Raw genomic sequence first — 14,707 nt, forward strand, 5'->3', positions numbered from 1 at the left:
TTGGGCATAGTTGGACACGTGCCCGCGGTCAACGACTTCTACGAGGACGACGAGCCGGTCGAGGACGTCCTCGCAGCGTTCGAGGCCGGCGAGAAGCAGCTCACCGAGCCGCCCTCGCGCGGGCGTACGTTGTTCGTGGACGTCGCTCGCAACGCGCAGGTCGAGACGGGCAACACCTCCTCCGGGGAGCTCGTGCAGCACTGATGGCTCCCCTGATGGAGACCCCGCCCGTCGACTTCAAGCTGATCCTGTGCGAGGCGGCGCACGCGGATCCCGTCGGCACCCTGCACATGCTGGGAGCGGGTTGGTCGATCACCGGAACGCCAACGGGCCCGCAGGCGCTTGCCCTGCTGATCAAGGTGCCCTGGGATCGGGCGAACGAGCGACTCCCACTGGCGGTCGAGCTTCTCAGCGAGGACGGGCACCCCGTCGTCCTCAGCGGACCGGACGGGGCGCCCACGCCCGTCCGAGCCGAGGCCGTACTCGAGGTCGGACGGCCGGTCGGCGTCGCGAAGGGAAGCCCTCTCGACGCTTCCTTCGCCATCAACTTCGGCTCCCTCCCCCTCACTGCGGGGCGCTACCAGTGGAAGGCCGAGATCGCGGGCGACCAGCAGAGCGAGTCGTTCACGGTCCGCCCAACCCCCTGATGGGGCCCGCGAGGTACGCCTCAGCCTCCTTCGAAACGTTCGACCGGCTCGTGCGGACCTACCCGCTCGCCGAGATCCACGAGGCGGAGCGGGCCGCCCTGGACGGCGAGGTGGTCAAGCCCGTCCTCGTCCCCTGAGCCGGGCCGCCACCTCGGACCCCTGCCGGATCGCCCGCTCGGCGTCGAGCTCGACGGCCTCGTCGGCGCCGCCGATCACGTGGGGGCGCACGCGCAGGACGGCCAGGTCGTCGACCAGGTCGCGGACGGGCTCCTGCCCCGCGCACACCACGACGGAGTCGACGGCCAGGAGACGCGGGCGGTCACCGACCCGGAGGTGCAGGCCGTCGTCGTCGATGCGCTCGTAGTGCGCGCCGGTGACGGTCTCGACGTCCTTCGCGCGCAGCGTCGCGCGGTGGACCCACCCCGTCGTCGTGCCGAGGTCCGCGCCGACCCGCGTGCGTCGCCGCTGCACGAGGTGGACCCGCCGCGCCGGCGGTGCGGGGGCGGGGGCGGCGAGCCCGCCGTCGGCGGCGACGCCCCACTCGGCCCGCCACGCCGCGAGGTCCGGCGCAGCGTGCCGGGTGAGGAACGTGGCCACGTCGACCCCGACCCCGCCCGCGCCGATCACCGCGACCCGGTCGCCGAGGCGGTCGGGGGCGCGCATGGCCTCGTCGTAGGACAGGACGCTCGGGTGGTCGATGCCGGGGATGGCCGGCCGCCGCGGGCGCACGCCCGTGGCGACCACGACGTCGTCGAACCCGGCCAGCTCGCCCGCGCCGGGGCTCGTCGCGAGCCGGACCTCGACCCCGGCCCGCTCGAGCCGGCCGGCGAAGTACCGGATCGTCTCCGCGAACTCCTCCTTGCCGGGGATGCGGCGGGCGAGGTCGAACTGTCCGCCGAGGTGGTCCCGGCGCTCGAGGAGCGTGACGCGGTGCCCGGCCTCGGCGAGGCCCGCCGCGGCGGCGAGTCCGGCCGGTCCGGCGCCGACGACCGCGACCGTGTGCGGGCGGCGCGTCGGGCGCGGGAGCGGGATCGTCTCGTGGCCGGCCCGCGGGTTGACCAGGCAGCTCACGGTCCGCAGAGCGAACGTGCGGTCCAGGCACGCCTGGTTGCAGCCGATGCAGACGTTGATCTCGTCCGCCCGGTCCGCGGCCGCCTTGGCCACCCACTCCGGGTCGGCGAGGAACGGCCGCGCCATCGACACCAGGTCGGCATCGCCGCGGGCCAGCACCGCCTCCGCGTCGGCCGGGGTGCTGATGCGGTTCGACGCGACCACGGGAACGGCGACGTGCGGGCGGAGCCGGCCGGTGAGGTCGGTGAAGGCCGCGCGCGGCACCGACGTGACGATCGTCGGGACCCGCGACTCGTGCCAGCCGATCCCGCTGTTCAGCAGGTCCGCGCCGGCCGCCTCGACGCCGCGGGCGAGGGCGACGACCTCCTCCCAGGACTGCCCGTCGGCGACCAGGTCGGCCAGCGAGAGGCGGTAGGAGAGCAGGGCATCGGGGCCGAGCGCCTCGCGCACGCGGGACACGACGGCGAGCGCGAAGCGGCGGCGGCCCGCCGGCGAGCCGCCCCAGGCGTCGTCGCGGTCGTTGGTCGCGGTCGTTGGTCGCGGGCGCGAGGAACTGGTTGATCAGGTAGCCCTCGGAGCCCATGACCTCGACGCCGTCGTAGCCGGCCTCGCGGGCGAGCCGCGCGGCCCGCGCGAAGGCCTCGACCGTCCGCACCACACCGCGGTGGGAGAGCCGCCACGGGGCGAACGGGGCGATCGGCGCCTTCCGGCGGGAGGCGGAGACCGCGAACGGGTGGAACGCGTAGCGCCCGGCGTGCAGGAGCTGCAGGAGGACGTGCCCGCCCTCGGCGTGGACCGCGTCGGTGACCCGACGGTGCCCGCGGAGCTGCCCGCGGTGGGTGAGCGTCGCCGCGAGCGGGTGCAGCCGTCCCCGCGCGTCCGGGGCGAGCCCGCCGGTGACGACGAGGTCGACCCCGCCCCGCACCCGCTCGGCGTAGAGCTCGGCCAGGCGCCGGTGTCCGCCCGGCCGCTCCTCGAACCCGGTGTGCATCGAACCCATCAGCACCCGGTGGCGCAGGCGCACCGGACCGATGTCGAGCGGCGTCGCGAGCAGGGGGTACGGCACCGTCGGACGATAACCGGGACCGCTGGTCCCGCACATCCACGTCAGAACGCGCGGGCGGCACGGAAGGCGACTTACGGTGACATCGTGCGACGACATGATCTCGTGGTGATCGGTTCGGGCTCGGGCAACATGGTGCTCTCGGACGAGTTCTCGGAGCTCGACGTCGCGATCGTCGAGGCGACCGAGTTCGGCGGGACGTGCCTCAACCGCGGGTGCATCCCGACCAAGATGTTCGCCTACACCGCGGAGGTCGCCGACACGGTCGTCGACTCCGCCACCTACGACGTCGGCGCCCAGCTCGACGGCATCGCGTGGCCCGCGCTGCGCGACCGCGTCTTCGGCCGGCTCGACCCGATCGCCGCCGACGGCCGGAAGGGCCGGGAGGACAGCGACTTCGTCACCGTCTACGCCGGCGAGGCCCGCTTCACGGGCCCGCGCACCCTCGTCGTCGACCTGCACGAGGGCGGGTCCGCGGAGATCGAGGCCGAGCGCATCGTCATCGCCGCCGGGGCCCGGCCGGTCGTGCCGCCGCCGATCGAGCAGTCCGGGCTGCCGTTCCACACCTCCGACACCGTCCTGCGCATCGACGCGCTGCCCCGGCGGCTGGCCGTGCTCGGCGGCGGCTACATCGCCGCGGAGCTCGCGCACGTCTTCCACTCGGCCGGCAGCGAGATCGTCATGATCGACATGGCGGACCAGCTGCTCGGACCGCAGGACGAGTCGGTCTCCGAGGCGTTCACCGCGATCGCCCGCGACCGCTACGAGCTTCACCTCGGCCGCGAGGTCACCGAGCTGAAGGGCGCGCCCGGCGCGCTGCAGCTGGTCCTCGACGACGACACCACGGTCGCCGCCGACACGCTGCTCGTCGTCGTCGGCCGCGCTCCCAACGGGGACTCCCTGGACGTCGACGCCGCCGGGCTGGAGACCCACGACGACGGCCGGGTGGCGGTCGACGCGGCCGGGCGCACCTCGGTGCCGGGCGTGTGGGCGCTCGGCGACGTCAGCTCCCCGGTGCAGCTCAAGCACGTCGCCAACCGCGAGGCCGAGGTGGTGACCCACAACCTGCTGCACCCCGACGACCTCCGCGAGACCGACCACGGCCTCGTCCCCGCCGCCGTCTTCACCAGCCCGCAGATCGGGACGGTCGGGCGCACCGAGGCGCAGTGCCGCGACGAGGGGCTGGACTACGAGGTCGCGCAGGTCGACTTCGCCGACGTGGCCTACGGCTGGGCCATGGAGGACGAGACGGGCTTCTGCAAGGTCCTCGCCGAGCGCGGCACCGGGCGCATCCTCGGCGCCCACATCATGGGGCCGGAGGCGCCGACCCTGATCCAGCCGCTGGCGATGGCCATGACCTTCGACATCGACGCCGCCGCCCTGTCCGGCCGGCCGTACTGGATCCACCCCGCGCTGACCGAGGTCATCGACAACGCGCTGCGGCAGCTGTCGACGACGGCGGGCGCGAAGCCCGGAGGTGCCTTCGGCAGGTGAGCACTATTCCGTGCCCCGGCACGGAGAAGTGCTCACCTGCGCAGCACCTGGTGGACCTCCCGCTCGAGCTGCCCCATCTGGTCGCGCTTCGTCGGCTCCGGGAACTCCTCGGGCGTGCCCTCCCGCCTGCTGCGCAGGCACGTCGTCAGCCGGTCGACACGCCGGAGGATGCCGCGTCGGAACAGGAACCAGGCGAGGAAGCGGGTGGCCAGCGCGGCGACCAGGGCCAGCGCGACCGACACGTAGTCGCGGATCCGGATCGCGTTGATGTCGTCGATCCGGTCGTCGAGCAGCGCCCGTTCCTGGCCCTGGAAGTCGGCGACCTCGGACCGGATCCGGTCCATCAGCCCCTTGCCGTACTCCAGGTGCCGACGGATCTCGGGGTCCGCGGGGCTCCCGCCGCCGGCGACGAACTGCTGCTGGAACGACAGGTCGGCCATCTGCTGTCCGGTCAGCGTCTCGAGCTCCCGCAACCGGCCGACCATCTCGGCGCGCGGCTGGGCACCCGGTTCCGCGGACGCCAGCGCCGTCAGCTCCCCGAAGGCGGACGGCAGCTGCTGCGTGGCCTGCCCGAAGGGCTCGAGGTACTCCTGCTCCCCGGTCAGCAGGAAGCCGCGCATGCCGGTCTCGGCGTTGACCATGAGCGACGACAGGTTGCCGAGCGCCGCGGTCATCTCGAACTTGCGCTGGATGTCGGTCTCGATCGCGACCCGCGTCAGGTTGCCGTTCAGCGCCAGCACCGCCGAGATCACCACCGCGACGAGTGGGAGGGCCACGGTGATCCGGCCCTGCACGCGGATCGGCACGCGCTCCCACGCGCGCATCGGCGGCCCGACGAGGGCGCTCCAGGTGTCGGCGAGTCCGCGGGCCACGAGCGACGACAGTACGTAAGGGCCCGGGGGCGGGCGTGTCGACAAACGCTCTTCCCGACGCCGGGTCGTCCCCGGTCAGCCCCGTCCGAGACGGTCGGTCACGGCGGCGGCGAACGCCCCGGCCGGGCCGGCGACGTCGGCGGACGCGCGGCCCGCCTCCACCGCGTCGGCGGTCGCGCGCAGCCAGGCCACGAGCGGTTCGGCCAGGGCCGGGGCCAGGCCCGCGATCCACTCCGAGGTGCGCGCGCGGGTCTCGGCGACGTGCTCGCGGGACCCGTCGGCGTGCCGGGCGACGATCTCCGGGCGCGTCGCGAGCAGCCCGGCGACCTCCCACTCCCCGCCCAGGGTCCGCGCCCGCAGGTCCTCGAGCAGACGAGCGGCGGTGCGCAGCCTCGTCGCGGCGGCCTCCATGCGCACCCTCCCGTCGTCAGTGACTCCCGGAGAGGGTGCCCGCCAGCGCGTCGTGTCGCCGTCTGCTGTCCTCGTTGAGTCCGATGATGCGGACCTCGGTCCCCCGGGAGGCGTACTTCGTCGTGATCGCGTCGAGCGCGGCGACGGTCGAGGCGTCCCACACGTGGGCCTCGGTCAGGTCGATCACGACCCGTTCCGGATCGTCCGCGTAGTCGAACTGGAAGGTCAGGTCGTTGCTGGACGCGAAGAACAACTGGCCGCGCACCCGGTAGGTCTTCGTGTCGCCCTCCAGCACACCCTCGACGGTGACCAGGTGCGCCACCCGTCGCGCGAAGAGGACCGAGGCGACGACGACACCGACGGCCACGCCGATCGCGAGGTTGTCGGTCGTGACGGTGACGACCACCGTCGCGGCCATGACCGTCAGCTCGCTGCGCGGCATCCGGCGCAGGGTGGCCGGGGCGACGCTGTGCCAGTCGAACGTCCCGACCGCGACCATCACCATCACCGCCACGAGCGCCGCCATGGGAATCCGGGCCACGACGTCGCCGAGCGCGACCACGAGGATCAGCAGGAAGACCCCGGCGAGGAAGGTCGAGGCCCGGGTCCGCGCGCCCGACCGCACGTTGATCATCGTCTGACCGATCATCGCGCAGCCCCCCATGCCACCGAAGAGGCCGGTGACGACGTTGGCCACGCCCTGTCCCCACGACTCCCGGGTCTTGTCGGAGTGGGTGTCGGTGATCGAGTCGACCAACTTCGCCGTCATGAGCGACTCCATCAACCCGACCAGCGCCATCCCGAGCGCGTAGGGCGCGACGATCGCCAGGGTCCCGCCGCTCAGCGGGACGGCCGGCAGGCCGAGGACGGGCAGGCTGTCCGGCAGCGCGCCCTGGTCGCCGACGGTCGGCACCGCGATCCCGAGGCCGACGGTCAGCGCGGTGAGTACCACGATCGCCACCAGCGGTGCCGGCACGACGGTGGTGAGCCGTGGGAGCAGGTTCATGACGACGAGACCGGCGGCGGCCAGGACGTAGACCGGCCAGGGGACGTCGACGAGATAGGGCAGCTGGGCGACGAAGATCAGGATCGCCAGCGCGTTGACGAAGCCGACCATCACCATGCGCGGCAGGAACCGCATCAGCCGCGCCACCCCGCACAGTGCGAGGACGACCTGGATCACCCCGGCGAGGATCACCGTCGCGAGGAGGTACTCGACGCCGTGCTCGCGCACCAACGGGGCCACCACGAGGGCGACCGCCCCGGTCGCCGCCGAGATCATCGCCGGACGGCCGCCGAGCACGGAGATGGTCACGGCCATGGTGAACGACGCGAAGAGCCCGACGCGCGGGTCGACGCCGGCGATGATCGAGAACGAGATCGCCTCGGGGATCAGCGCCAGGGCGACGACGAGGCCCGCGAGGACCTCGGTCCGGGCGCGTTGCAGGGACGGTGGGCGCCAGGAGCTCAGGGCAGCAGGGAGCGACATCGGGACTTTCCGTCGGGGAGCGGGGATGCCCGAACCCTACGTTCACGTGAGGGTTGAGATCCTGCCGGCGTGATCCCGACCTGCTGTGAACCGCCGTACAGTGCAGGGCCATGTCCGACGGCCTGATGCAGATCGGCACCGTGGCCGAGCGCATCGGCCTGTCCCTGCGCACCATCCGCTACTACGAGGAGGTCGGGTTGGTCGCCCCCGCCGGTCGCTCCCCCGGCGGTTTCCGTCTGTACTCCGAGGACGACGTCGCGCAGCTCCGCCTCATCATGCGGATGAAACCGCTCGACTTCTCCCTCGAGCAGATGCGCGACCTGCTCGACGCGGTCGCCGAGCTCGCCGCGGATCCGCCGCCGACCGGGGATCGGCGCGCGGAACTCACCGCCCGCGTCGCCGCCCACCGCACGGCCGTGCAGGAGAAGGTCCGGTCCCTCCGCGATCTGCTCGCGCGGGCCGAGGAGTTCGCCGATCTGCTCGGGTCGCCGACGGTCCTGCACCCCTGAGACGCGGCTCCCGGCTCGCGCGGACCCCGACGGCAGGTCCGCGGACCCGCCGTCGGGATCGGCCTACTCCGCGAGCTTCGCGATGCCCTGGGCCCACAGGAAGTACTTGTTGGTGCCCAGATCGCGCACCGTCTTGATGTTGAAGGCGTCCTTCAGGTGCTGCGCGTCGGCCTCGGACACGCCCTGCAGCGCTTCGACCGGCGCGTCGGCGATCTCGTTGATGTCCTTGGACTCCCAGGCCTTGTCGACCTTGTCCGCGATGCCTGCCATGGTCCTCCCTCCGACGGGCACGGCGGGTCCGCGCCCCGCCCGGCTGTACCCGACCGGGCTCACGGCAATGTCTGTCGCGCCGCCGACTCCAGGAGCGGTTCCAGTTCGGCGACGACCGCGTCGAGCGGCGTCGCGTCGCCCTCCACGCGGCACAGCACGACGGCGCCCTCGACGGACGCGAGCACGAGGGCGGCGAGGGTCGCGGCCCGGGCCGCCGGGACGCCCTGGTCGACGAGGCCGCCCCGCAGCTCGTCGGTCCAGCGACCGATGATCGTGCGCACCAGGTCGGCGAGCTCGGGCTCGTCGGCCGGGTGGTCGACGGCGACGGCGAGCAGCGGGCAGCCGGAGCGGTAGTCGGTCGCGACGAGCCGGGAACGCCAGAGGGAGGCGAAGCGGCGCAGGACGGCCGACGGCGAGTCCGCCGTGTCGACGTAGTCGTGCAGCCGGTCCGCGAGGGTGCCGCCGGCCCGGGTGACCGCCGCGGCGAGGAGCTCCCGGCGCCCGCCGGGGAAGTGGTGGTAGACCGACCCGCGTGGGGCACTGCTGTGGGCGAGGACGGCGTCGATGGTGGTGGCCGCCGTGCCGTACTCGCGCAGCAGCACCGCGGCGCTGTCGACCATCCGGTCCCGGGTGGACCGGGGACCCTTCGCCCTGGGCATGCGCGCCTCCCTCGACCGGGTCGACGCTATGCCCTCGCACCGACCGCCGAATCCGCCCGACGGAGCAGTCCGGTCCGGGCGTCCGCGCGTGGCAGGACCCCGCCCCCCTCGTGGCAGGCCCCGTCTCCTCGTGGCGGGCCCCGCCCCCTCGTGGCAGGCCCCGCCCCCTCGTGGCAGGAAAGCGTCGTTGCTGTCATCCCATGACAGCAACGACGCTTTCCTGCCACGGGAGGGGGCCCGCCACGGGAGGGGGCCGGGATCAGCGCACCCAGCGCTCCGCGATCGCGTCGAGCCGGGTCAGGACGTCGCGCTCGGGGCCCGGGTCGACCCAGAACGTGATCCGGTCGACGCCGACCTCCTCGTAGCCCGCCGGGTCGAGGGTGTCCGCATCCGCCCCGAAGACGGTGAACGGGACGTCGGGGCGGCCCTCGTCGGTCAGCCAGTCGCGGACCCTGCGGTAGGACTCCGCGTCGCCGCGGTCGGGCAGCCACCCCTGGCCGTGGTCGCGCAGGCGGCGCAGGGCGGCGTCGCTGTCGCCGCCCACGTAGACCGGCGGCGGGGTCTGCACGGGCTTGGGCCAGCACCAGACCGGGTCGAAATCGACGAACTCGCCGTGGAACTCGGCCTCGTCGTCGGCCCAGAGGCGGGCCATCGCGGCGAGCTTCTCGTCGAGGATCCGCCCCCGTCGGCGGGGGTCGATGCCGTGATCGGCCGCCTCCTCGCGGTTCCACCCGGCGCCGACGCCGAACAGCGCGCGACCTCCGGAGACCAGGTCGAGGCTCGCGACCTGCTTCGCGGTGTGGAAGACGTCGCGCTCGGCGGGCAGGGCAACCCCCGTCGCGAGGGTGAGCTGCGTCGTCGTGGCCGCCACCACCGCGAGCGTCACGAAGACGTCGACGGTGCGGGAGAAGTGGCGGGGCAGGTTCCCGCCGCCGGGCGCGGGGCTCTCGCGGCGCACGGGGATGTGGGAGTGCTCCGGGACGAACAGCGACTCGAACCCGCGCTCCTCGAGCGCCGGCCCGACGGCCGCGGGAGCGATGGTCTCGTCGGTGGTGAACAGCACGACCCCGTACTTCACCCGACCATGATCGGGTGGGGCCCGGGCCCGGCGCCGGTCCGCGACCGGATCAGGCCGAGGCGACACCCTGCGCGCCGGTCGGGACGACGGGGCACAGGCGCGCCCACCGGGCCGCGCTCACCGACCGCTGCCAGTCGGCCGCAAGCTCTCCCTCCGCGGTGTCGACGCCGATCCCTGCGGGGCTCTCGGCGAGCCACTCGGACAGGGCGCGGTACTCCTCGTCACGCACGGACAGGTGCGTTCCCGGCAGCGGGCGGGCCGAAACCCTCCGACGCGCGGCCGGCATCCACCTACGTCGGGTGGACAGGACCGTCGGGGATCGGACAGCATTGTGCACAACCGGGACGAAGGAGCTGGAGTGGCCGAGGTGACGGCGCCGGTCGTGCGCGGCTCCTTCAGCACCCGTGACTTCGAGGAGGCCCGCGCGGTCCTGGCCGACACCTACGGCGACCACGTGCCGGTCCTGCACGGGGAGAGCGAGCGCTTCGCCTTCTCGACGACAGTGACGGAGTCCGACGGCCTCGGACTCGACTCGCTGCACTACGGCGGGCTGATCGAGAACGACTTCGTCCTCCAGGAGGGCACCCTGCTCGTCGGCCTGATGCGCGAGGGTCGGCTCGACTACGACGACGGGTCGCACGAGCACGTCCTCTCCCCCGGAGAGCTGTACTGGGTGCGACCCGGGCGCCCGCAGCACCAGACCACCGCCGACGTCCGCTTCGACTTCGCCCGGCTCGAGATGGCCGGGCTCGCCCGGGTCGCCGCCGGCCTGGGCGACCTCGAGCCGGACCAGGTGCGGTTCCATGCCCGCACGCGCGGGACGCCGTTGCCCGAGCGCGTGCGCTACTGGGACAGCGCCCGACGCTGGATCGCCGAGCACGTCCTGGCCGACGACGTCCTCGCCGCCGAACCGCTCGTCCGCGCCGAGGCCTTCCGCACCCTCGCCCGCGCGACCGTGCTGGCGGTGCCCAACACGGCACTCGACCGGCTGGCCGACCCGACGGCCGCGACTCCCCGGGCCGCCGAGCCCGCCACGGTCCGGCGCGCGGTCGCCTACATCGAGGAGCACGCGGCCCGCGACATCGGCCTCGCCGAGATCGCGGCCGCCGCCCGCGTGACACCGCGGGGGCTGCAGGCCGCCTTCCGGCGCCACCGCAGTCAGACGCCGCTGGAACACCTGCGCCGGGTCCGGCTCGACGCCGCGCACCGGGACCTCGAGGCGGCCGACCCGACGCAGGGCGACACCGTCGCGGCCGTCGCCGCCCGGTGGGGCTTCGCCCATCCGGGACGGTTCTCAGTGTACTACCGGCAGGCCTACGGCGGGTCCCCCGGCGACACGTTGCGTCGGTGACCGACGCGCTACAGGACGACCTCGCCGTACATCTCGCCCAGCGGGTCGGCGATGAGCTCGACGCGGGCGCCGTCGGGATCGCGGAAGTAGATCGACACCCCGCTGTGCACGACGTGCTCCACGCCCGCCTCGGCGAGCGCCGCGCGCAGGTGCTCCCACCGCTCGGGGTCCACGGAGATCGCCACGTGGTGCAGGCCGCCCAGCACCTCGGCGTACGGCCCGAGGTCGAGGCCGGGGAAGTCGAAGAAGGCGAGCAGGTTCTCGTGCCCGAGGTCGAAGAAGAAGTGCGAGGAGCCCGGGTAGTCGCGGTTCTCGATCAGCTCGGTCAGGGGGAACCCGAGGACGCCCTGGTAGAACTCGATCGTCCGGCGCACGTCCGAGGACACCAGCGCGGTGTGGTGCAGACCCCGCGCGCTCGAGGCGGGCCGCTCGTCGGCCGGCCGCAGGAACTCCGCCCGCAGCGCAGCGCGGTCGGCAGCGGATGTCGTCACGTCATGGGTGGTGCTCACGGGAACCTCCGGGGGTCGACTCGTCCGACGCTCGACACAACCAGTTGAACTCTCAACCAATTCCACCCGTGATCGGTTCGCCGGGGGCCCCTCGCCGGGGTCATGCTGGCGGTCCGCGACCGACGGAGGTGGGCCATGACCCACGAACCCGACCCGACCGACCCGGGACCCGACCTGTCCGACGCCGTCGAGGACGCGCTCCGGCCGGCGAAGCACGACGCGGTGATGGCCGTGTGGCAGCAGGTCGTGCTCGGCCGGCTCGACCGCGACCGGCCGCGCCCGGAGGAGGACGAGGCCCTGCGCCGGCTCTACGAGCGCGACCGACCCGGCGACGACCCGCCCGGCGACGCGCCCGGCGGGCCGTCCGGCGACGCGCCCGGCGGGCCGTCGCCGGAGTAGGCCGCCGATCAGTCGTCGGATCCGCCCGTCCCGCCCGTCCCGCCCGTCCCGCCCGTCCCGCCCGTGATCGGAGCCGGGGAGTCGCCGGCGAGCACCAGCTGCGGGACCTGACCGAACGACCAGCCGCCCCCCTCGGCCCGCAGCACCCACACCACGTCGAACCGGTCGCCGGGCCAGGCGGCGGGCGGCGCGGGGGTGACGGGGCCGAGCGCCGCGACGATCCCCGGGATGTCCTGGTGCTGCCAGGCCACCAGCGGCGCCCCGCCGGCGGCGACGAGCGCGGCGGCGATCCCGGCGTGGTCGGACTTCCGGGCCGGGGTGCCGACCGGCAGCCCCAGGACGGCCGCCACCTCGGCCAGCGTCTGCTCCGGGCGCCTGCTGCCGTCCTTCCCCGGGTCGGAGGCCAGCAGCGCGGTCGGCCGGACGAGACCGCTCCGGACCGGGCCTACGAGCGGGGCGAACAGCGTGGCCAGCGCCCCGGCCCGCGCCCACCCCCGGGTGGTGAGCCCCTCGGCGTCGGACGACCCGTCGGCGTCGACCCCCGACGTCGCTCCGTCGGGCTTCTCGGCGTGCCGGACGATCATGATCGTGGTGCCGGGCCGGGGTGGACCGACGACGGTCGGCGTGGCGGCCGCACGCGCCCGATCGTGGTCCGCGGAGCACGCGGCGAACGCGGGCACGGCGAGCCCCGCGGCCAGCGCTCCCAGCACGGATCGCCGGGACCGGAGCGGAGAGGCGGGCGGCACCCGGTCAGCATGCCCGCCGCGGTGTGAGGGCCGCGGTCACCGTCCCACGGCGGTGAGCCACCAGTCGACGACGTCGCGCTTCGTGTGCCCGACGTACGCGGAGGCGCCGGGTGGCGGCAGCGCCATGGCCCGGTCCAGTCCGGCGGTCAGGTCGGCCACGTCGCCCGGCGCGGTGAGGACGACGCCCGGGTGGTCGCGGACGTCGGGGGCGAGCCCGCTCTCGGTGGTGGTGACCACGCGGCACCCGTGCGCGAGGCCCTCGACGAGCGGGAGCCCGATCTGCTCACGCCACCCGTGGCGGCGCACCGACGGCATCGCGACGACGGCGCTGCGGCGCAGGAGCGCGTGCACCTCGGCCCGCGGCGGGGCGACGCGGACGGACACGCCGTCGGGCAGGTCGGCGTGCTCCTGCGCGCCCTCCGGGTCGGCGACCACCAGACGCCACCCGCGATCCGTCGCGCCGCTGCGCGCCCACGCCGCCATCAACGGAGCGAACCCCTTGCGGGCACTCGGCGCGCCGAGGAAGAGCACCGTCGGCTCGCGGGCGGCGTCGGGGTCGACGGTCCCGCACACGGTGCACGGGCCGAGCCGGGGCGGGAGGACCGCCGACCGGGTCCGGCGCAGCGCCCAGCCGAAGGCCCGGCGGTGGTTCTCCGCGGCGCCGGTCGTCCCGAAGACGACGGCGTCGAGCAGCAGCAGCGAGGCGCCGGTCGCGAGGAGATGCAGGCGGGAGACCACGGCACCGAGGAGGGGCCGGTCGGGCCATCGACGGAGCCGCTCGGCGGCGTCGAGGTTCTCGATCGCGTAGGTGGCGACCGCGACCCGGCCCCGGGAGCGCCGCAGCCGGGGTCGCAGCAGCCGCACCAGCACCACGTAGCGCAGCGCCCGGACCCACTCCGCGGTCCACAGTGGTTCGGCCACCTCGAGGAGTTCGAGGTCGGGGTCGCGCAGCGCCCGGACCAGCGCGCGCCAGGAGAAGGGCTGCACGTCCCGGCCCGCGTACAGGCGGGGGTCGGCGTCGTGGCGCTCGGAGGTGAACAGCAGGGCCTGGTCGGGGGGCATCTCCTCGACCACCGAGCTGCGCAGGTGCGGGACGATCCGCAGCGTCCGCACGGGGCGTCAGAAGTCGTGCTCGGACTCGGTCCCGCCCCGGGCGCCGGGCAGACGCTGCAGGTGGACCTGGCGCGCCAGCCGGATCACGGGGCGGATGAGCAGCTCGACGCTGCCGATCACGAAGAACCACGTCCCGGTGTAGGTCCAGGTCTCGGAGAAGAACATGATGCTGCCGACGAGGAACCAGATCGCCACGAGGATGTCGTTCACGATCGACAGCGCCTGGTAGCGGCGGCGGATGACCAGTTCCCGGTCTCCGAGGGTGAGGACGAGCGGGTGCGGGGTGTCGGTCGGCGGCATGGCAGCCGGATGCCCCGCCCGACCACGCCTCATCCCCGGGCGCGAACGGCGGTCCGCAGCAGGTGGCCCGCGGTCACGAGGGCCGCGACCGACAGCAGGTCCGCGACCGTGAGCCCGTGCCGGGGGGTGAGCACGAGCAGCGTGGGCCCCTCGACGGCCTTGTTCACCACCACCCAGATCCCCGCGACCGCGACCAGGACGACCGCGAGCACGACGCGCACCGGCTCCCGCAGCCGCGCCGTCCACCCGGGCGGGACCGCACGCTCCCCGTCGTCGGGCCCGACGGGCATCGCCCACCCCAGGACCGCCACCGTCGCCGCGATCACCAGCGCGTGCTGCACGGCGGTGAGCAGGCCGACGAGCAGCCGGCCCTCCGCGGCCGCGAGGACGTCCGCCCCGAACGACACCGCGGCGACGGCCGCCACCGACCACGCGAGGACCGCGCGGGGCCGCCGGGCGCGCCGTCGCACGACCCGCCAGGCGAGCGCGGCCAGCAGCGTGCCCACGACCGCGTAGGACACCGTGACCAGCGGGGACAGGCTCGGGTAGCGCCACGGTCGCAGCCCGGCGGAGTACGCCGCGACGGAGACGCCCACCCCGACGGCCCCGCCGACCGCGGCCACCCCGAGCACGGCGAGGACGCGCACCGGGCGGGGTGGACGCTGCTCCTCGACGCGGGTCATCCCCCGATGATCCCGCGCCCGTCACACCGCGGGCGGTCGTGGG

Annotated in this window: 19 protein-coding genes and 1 pseudogene; 7 read left to right on the forward strand and 13 right to left on the reverse strand. The window is 74.4% G+C overall.

What is annotated here, in order from left to right:
* Positions 1 to 18 precede the first annotated feature (18 nt).
* Genes QSK00_RS26465 through QSK00_RS26475 form a run of 3 tightly spaced genes read left to right on the forward strand, consistent with a single transcriptional unit; the run spans position 19 to position 784 of the window.
* Positions 19 to 204, forward strand: a complete 186-nt coding sequence (locus QSK00_RS26465) for a hypothetical protein (protein WP_285595810.1) — start codon at positions 19 to 21, stop codon at positions 202 to 204.
* Positions 204 to 647, forward strand: a complete 444-nt coding sequence (locus QSK00_RS26470; protein WP_285595811.1) for a hypothetical protein — start codon at positions 204 to 206, stop codon at positions 645 to 647. Before QSK00_RS26465 ends, QSK00_RS26470 begins: the two co-directional genes overlap by 1 nt.
* Positions 647 to 784 carry a hypothetical protein gene (locus QSK00_RS26475; protein ID WP_285595812.1) on the forward strand — a complete coding sequence of 46 codons (138 nt, stop codon included), beginning with the start codon at positions 647 to 649 and terminating at the stop codon, positions 782 to 784. The genes QSK00_RS26470 and QSK00_RS26475 overlap by 1 nt, the downstream gene beginning before the upstream one ends.
* On the opposite strand, the pseudogene QSK00_RS26480 reads toward QSK00_RS26475, so the two are convergent.
* A pseudogene (locus tag QSK00_RS26480) lies at positions 762 to 2,820 on the reverse strand (FAD-dependent oxidoreductase). The gene QSK00_RS26475 and the pseudogene QSK00_RS26480 overlap by 23 nt on opposite strands.
* 48 nt (positions 2,821 to 2,868) lie before the next feature.
* Here QSK00_RS26480 and QSK00_RS26485 point away from each other — a divergent pair.
* Positions 2,869 to 4,275, forward strand: coding sequence for a mycothione reductase (locus QSK00_RS26485; RefSeq protein ID WP_285595813.1), 1,407 nt, complete (start codon positions 2,869 to 2,871; stop codon positions 4,273 to 4,275).
* 32 nt (positions 4,276 to 4,307) lie between these two features.
* Here QSK00_RS26485 and QSK00_RS26490 read toward each other — a convergent pair whose 3' ends face one another.
* The 3 genes from QSK00_RS26490 to QSK00_RS26500 form a co-directional block, all read right to left on the reverse strand.
* The gene (locus QSK00_RS26490) at positions 4,308 to 5,147 is read right to left on the reverse strand and encodes a CHASE3 domain-containing protein (protein WP_285595814.1); all 840 of its coding nucleotides are present in this window, start codon (positions 5,145 to 5,147) and stop codon (positions 4,308 to 4,310) included.
* 75 nt (positions 5,148 to 5,222) lie between these two features.
* Positions 5,223 to 5,558, reverse strand: coding sequence for a hypothetical protein (locus QSK00_RS26495; RefSeq protein WP_285595815.1), 336 nt, complete (start codon positions 5,556 to 5,558; stop codon positions 5,223 to 5,225).
* 16 nt (positions 5,559 to 5,574) lie between these two features.
* Positions 5,575 to 7,047: a SulP family inorganic anion transporter gene (locus QSK00_RS26500; RefSeq protein ID WP_285595816.1), complete on the reverse strand. Its 1,473-nt coding sequence runs from the start codon at positions 7,045 to 7,047 to the stop codon at positions 5,575 to 5,577.
* Between the two features lie 110 nt (positions 7,048 to 7,157).
* On the opposite strand from QSK00_RS26500, the gene QSK00_RS26505 reads away from it, so the two are divergent.
* Positions 7,158 to 7,556: a MerR family transcriptional regulator gene (locus QSK00_RS26505; RefSeq protein WP_285595817.1), complete on the forward strand. Its 399-nt coding sequence runs from the start codon at positions 7,158 to 7,160 to the stop codon at positions 7,554 to 7,556.
* Between the two features lie 63 nt (positions 7,557 to 7,619).
* On the opposite strand, the gene QSK00_RS26510 is transcribed toward QSK00_RS26505, so the two are convergent.
* From QSK00_RS26510 to QSK00_RS26525, 4 genes are all read right to left on the reverse strand, one after another.
* Positions 7,620 to 7,826, reverse strand: coding sequence for a hypothetical protein (locus QSK00_RS26510; protein WP_179797001.1), 207 nt, complete (start codon positions 7,824 to 7,826; stop codon positions 7,620 to 7,622).
* A 59-nt stretch (positions 7,827 to 7,885) separates the two neighbouring features.
* Complete coding sequence (locus QSK00_RS26515) at positions 7,886 to 8,485, reverse strand: TetR/AcrR family transcriptional regulator (protein WP_285595818.1); 600 nt, start codon at positions 8,483 to 8,485, stop codon at positions 7,886 to 7,888.
* A gap of 259 nt (positions 8,486 to 8,744) precedes the next feature.
* Positions 8,745 to 9,563: an LLM class F420-dependent oxidoreductase gene (locus QSK00_RS26520; protein WP_285595820.1), complete on the reverse strand. Its 819-nt coding sequence runs from the start codon at positions 9,561 to 9,563 to the stop codon at positions 8,745 to 8,747.
* 49 nt (positions 9,564 to 9,612) lie between these two features.
* Complete coding sequence (locus tag QSK00_RS26525; RefSeq protein ID WP_285595822.1) at positions 9,613 to 9,792, reverse strand: hypothetical protein; 180 nt, start codon at positions 9,790 to 9,792, stop codon at positions 9,613 to 9,615.
* A 129-nt stretch (positions 9,793 to 9,921) separates the two neighbouring features.
* Here QSK00_RS26525 and QSK00_RS26530 point away from each other — a divergent pair, with 129 nt between their 5' ends.
* Complete coding sequence (locus QSK00_RS26530; RefSeq protein WP_285595824.1) at positions 9,922 to 10,914, forward strand: helix-turn-helix transcriptional regulator; 993 nt, start codon at positions 9,922 to 9,924, stop codon at positions 10,912 to 10,914.
* Between the two features lie 8 nt (positions 10,915 to 10,922).
* On the opposite strand, the gene QSK00_RS26535 is transcribed toward QSK00_RS26530, so the two are convergent.
* Positions 10,923 to 11,405, reverse strand: a complete 483-nt coding sequence (locus QSK00_RS26535) for a VOC family protein (protein WP_285595825.1) — start codon at positions 11,403 to 11,405, stop codon at positions 10,923 to 10,925.
* 153 nt (positions 11,406 to 11,558) lie between these two features.
* Here QSK00_RS26535 and QSK00_RS26540 point away from each other — a divergent pair, with 153 nt between their 5' ends.
* Positions 11,559 to 11,822 (forward strand): hypothetical protein, encoded by a 264-nt coding sequence (locus tag QSK00_RS26540; RefSeq protein WP_285595827.1) that lies wholly within the window; start codon positions 11,559 to 11,561, stop codon positions 11,820 to 11,822.
* An 8-nt stretch (positions 11,823 to 11,830) separates the two neighbouring features.
* Here QSK00_RS26540 and QSK00_RS26545 read toward each other — a convergent pair whose 3' ends face one another.
* From QSK00_RS26545 to QSK00_RS26560, 4 genes are all read right to left on the reverse strand, one after another.
* Positions 11,831 to 12,532: a histidine phosphatase family protein gene (locus tag QSK00_RS26545; RefSeq protein WP_285595829.1), complete on the reverse strand. Its 702-nt coding sequence runs from the start codon at positions 12,530 to 12,532 to the stop codon at positions 11,831 to 11,833.
* A 72-nt stretch (positions 12,533 to 12,604) separates the two neighbouring features.
* A complete protein-coding gene (locus QSK00_RS26550; RefSeq protein ID WP_285595831.1) occupies positions 12,605 to 13,681 on the reverse strand; it encodes a glycosyltransferase in 1,077 nt (358 codons plus the stop codon).
* 6 nt (positions 13,682 to 13,687) lie between these two features.
* Positions 13,688 to 13,981: a YrhK family protein gene (locus tag QSK00_RS26555; RefSeq protein ID WP_285595832.1), complete on the reverse strand. Its 294-nt coding sequence runs from the start codon at positions 13,979 to 13,981 to the stop codon at positions 13,688 to 13,690.
* A gap of 29 nt (positions 13,982 to 14,010) precedes the next feature.
* The gene (locus QSK00_RS26560; RefSeq protein ID WP_285595833.1) at positions 14,011 to 14,664 is read right to left on the reverse strand and encodes a hypothetical protein; all 654 of its coding nucleotides are present in this window, start codon (positions 14,662 to 14,664) and stop codon (positions 14,011 to 14,013) included.
* Between the last annotated feature and the right edge of the window lie 43 nt (positions 14,665 to 14,707).

Origin of the sequence: Actinomycetospora sp. NBRC 106378 (genome assembly GCF_030269685.1) — a bacterium.
GTDB lineage: Bacteria > Actinomycetota > Actinomycetes > Mycobacteriales > Pseudonocardiaceae > Actinomycetospora.

Excerpts from the sequence above, each read along its gene's own strand:
- QSK00_RS26505 (WP_285595817.1), top strand. The coding sequence starts at position 7,158 with ATGTCCGACGGCCTGATGCAGATCGGCACCGTGGCCGAGCGCATCGGC.
- QSK00_RS26495 (WP_285595815.1), bottom strand. The coding sequence starts at position 5,558 with ATGGAGGCCGCCGCGACGAGGCTGCGCACCGCCGCTCGTCTGCTCGAG.
- QSK00_RS26515 (WP_285595818.1), bottom strand. The coding sequence starts at position 8,485 with ATGCCCAGGGCGAAGGGTCCCCGGTCCACCCGGGACCGGATGGTCGAC.
- QSK00_RS26555 (WP_285595832.1), bottom strand. The coding sequence starts at position 13,981 with ATGCCGCCGACCGACACCCCGCACCCGCTCGTCCTCACCCTCGGAGAC.
- QSK00_RS26475 (WP_285595812.1), top strand. The coding sequence starts at position 647 with ATGGGGCCCGCGAGGTACGCCTCAGCCTCCTTCGAAACGTTCGACCGG.
- QSK00_RS26560 (WP_285595833.1), bottom strand. The coding sequence starts at position 14,664 with ATGACCCGCGTCGAGGAGCAGCGTCCACCCCGCCCGGTGCGCGTCCTC.
- QSK00_RS26540 (WP_285595827.1), top strand. The coding sequence starts at position 11,559 with ATGACCCACGAACCCGACCCGACCGACCCGGGACCCGACCTGTCCGAC.
- QSK00_RS26510 (WP_179797001.1), bottom strand. The coding sequence starts at position 7,826 with ATGGCAGGCATCGCGGACAAGGTCGACAAGGCCTGGGAGTCCAAGGAC.
- QSK00_RS26470 (WP_285595811.1), top strand. The coding sequence starts at position 204 with ATGGCTCCCCTGATGGAGACCCCGCCCGTCGACTTCAAGCTGATCCTG.
- QSK00_RS26500 (WP_285595816.1), bottom strand. The coding sequence starts at position 7,047 with ATGTCGCTCCCTGCTGCCCTGAGCTCCTGGCGCCCACCGTCCCTGCAA.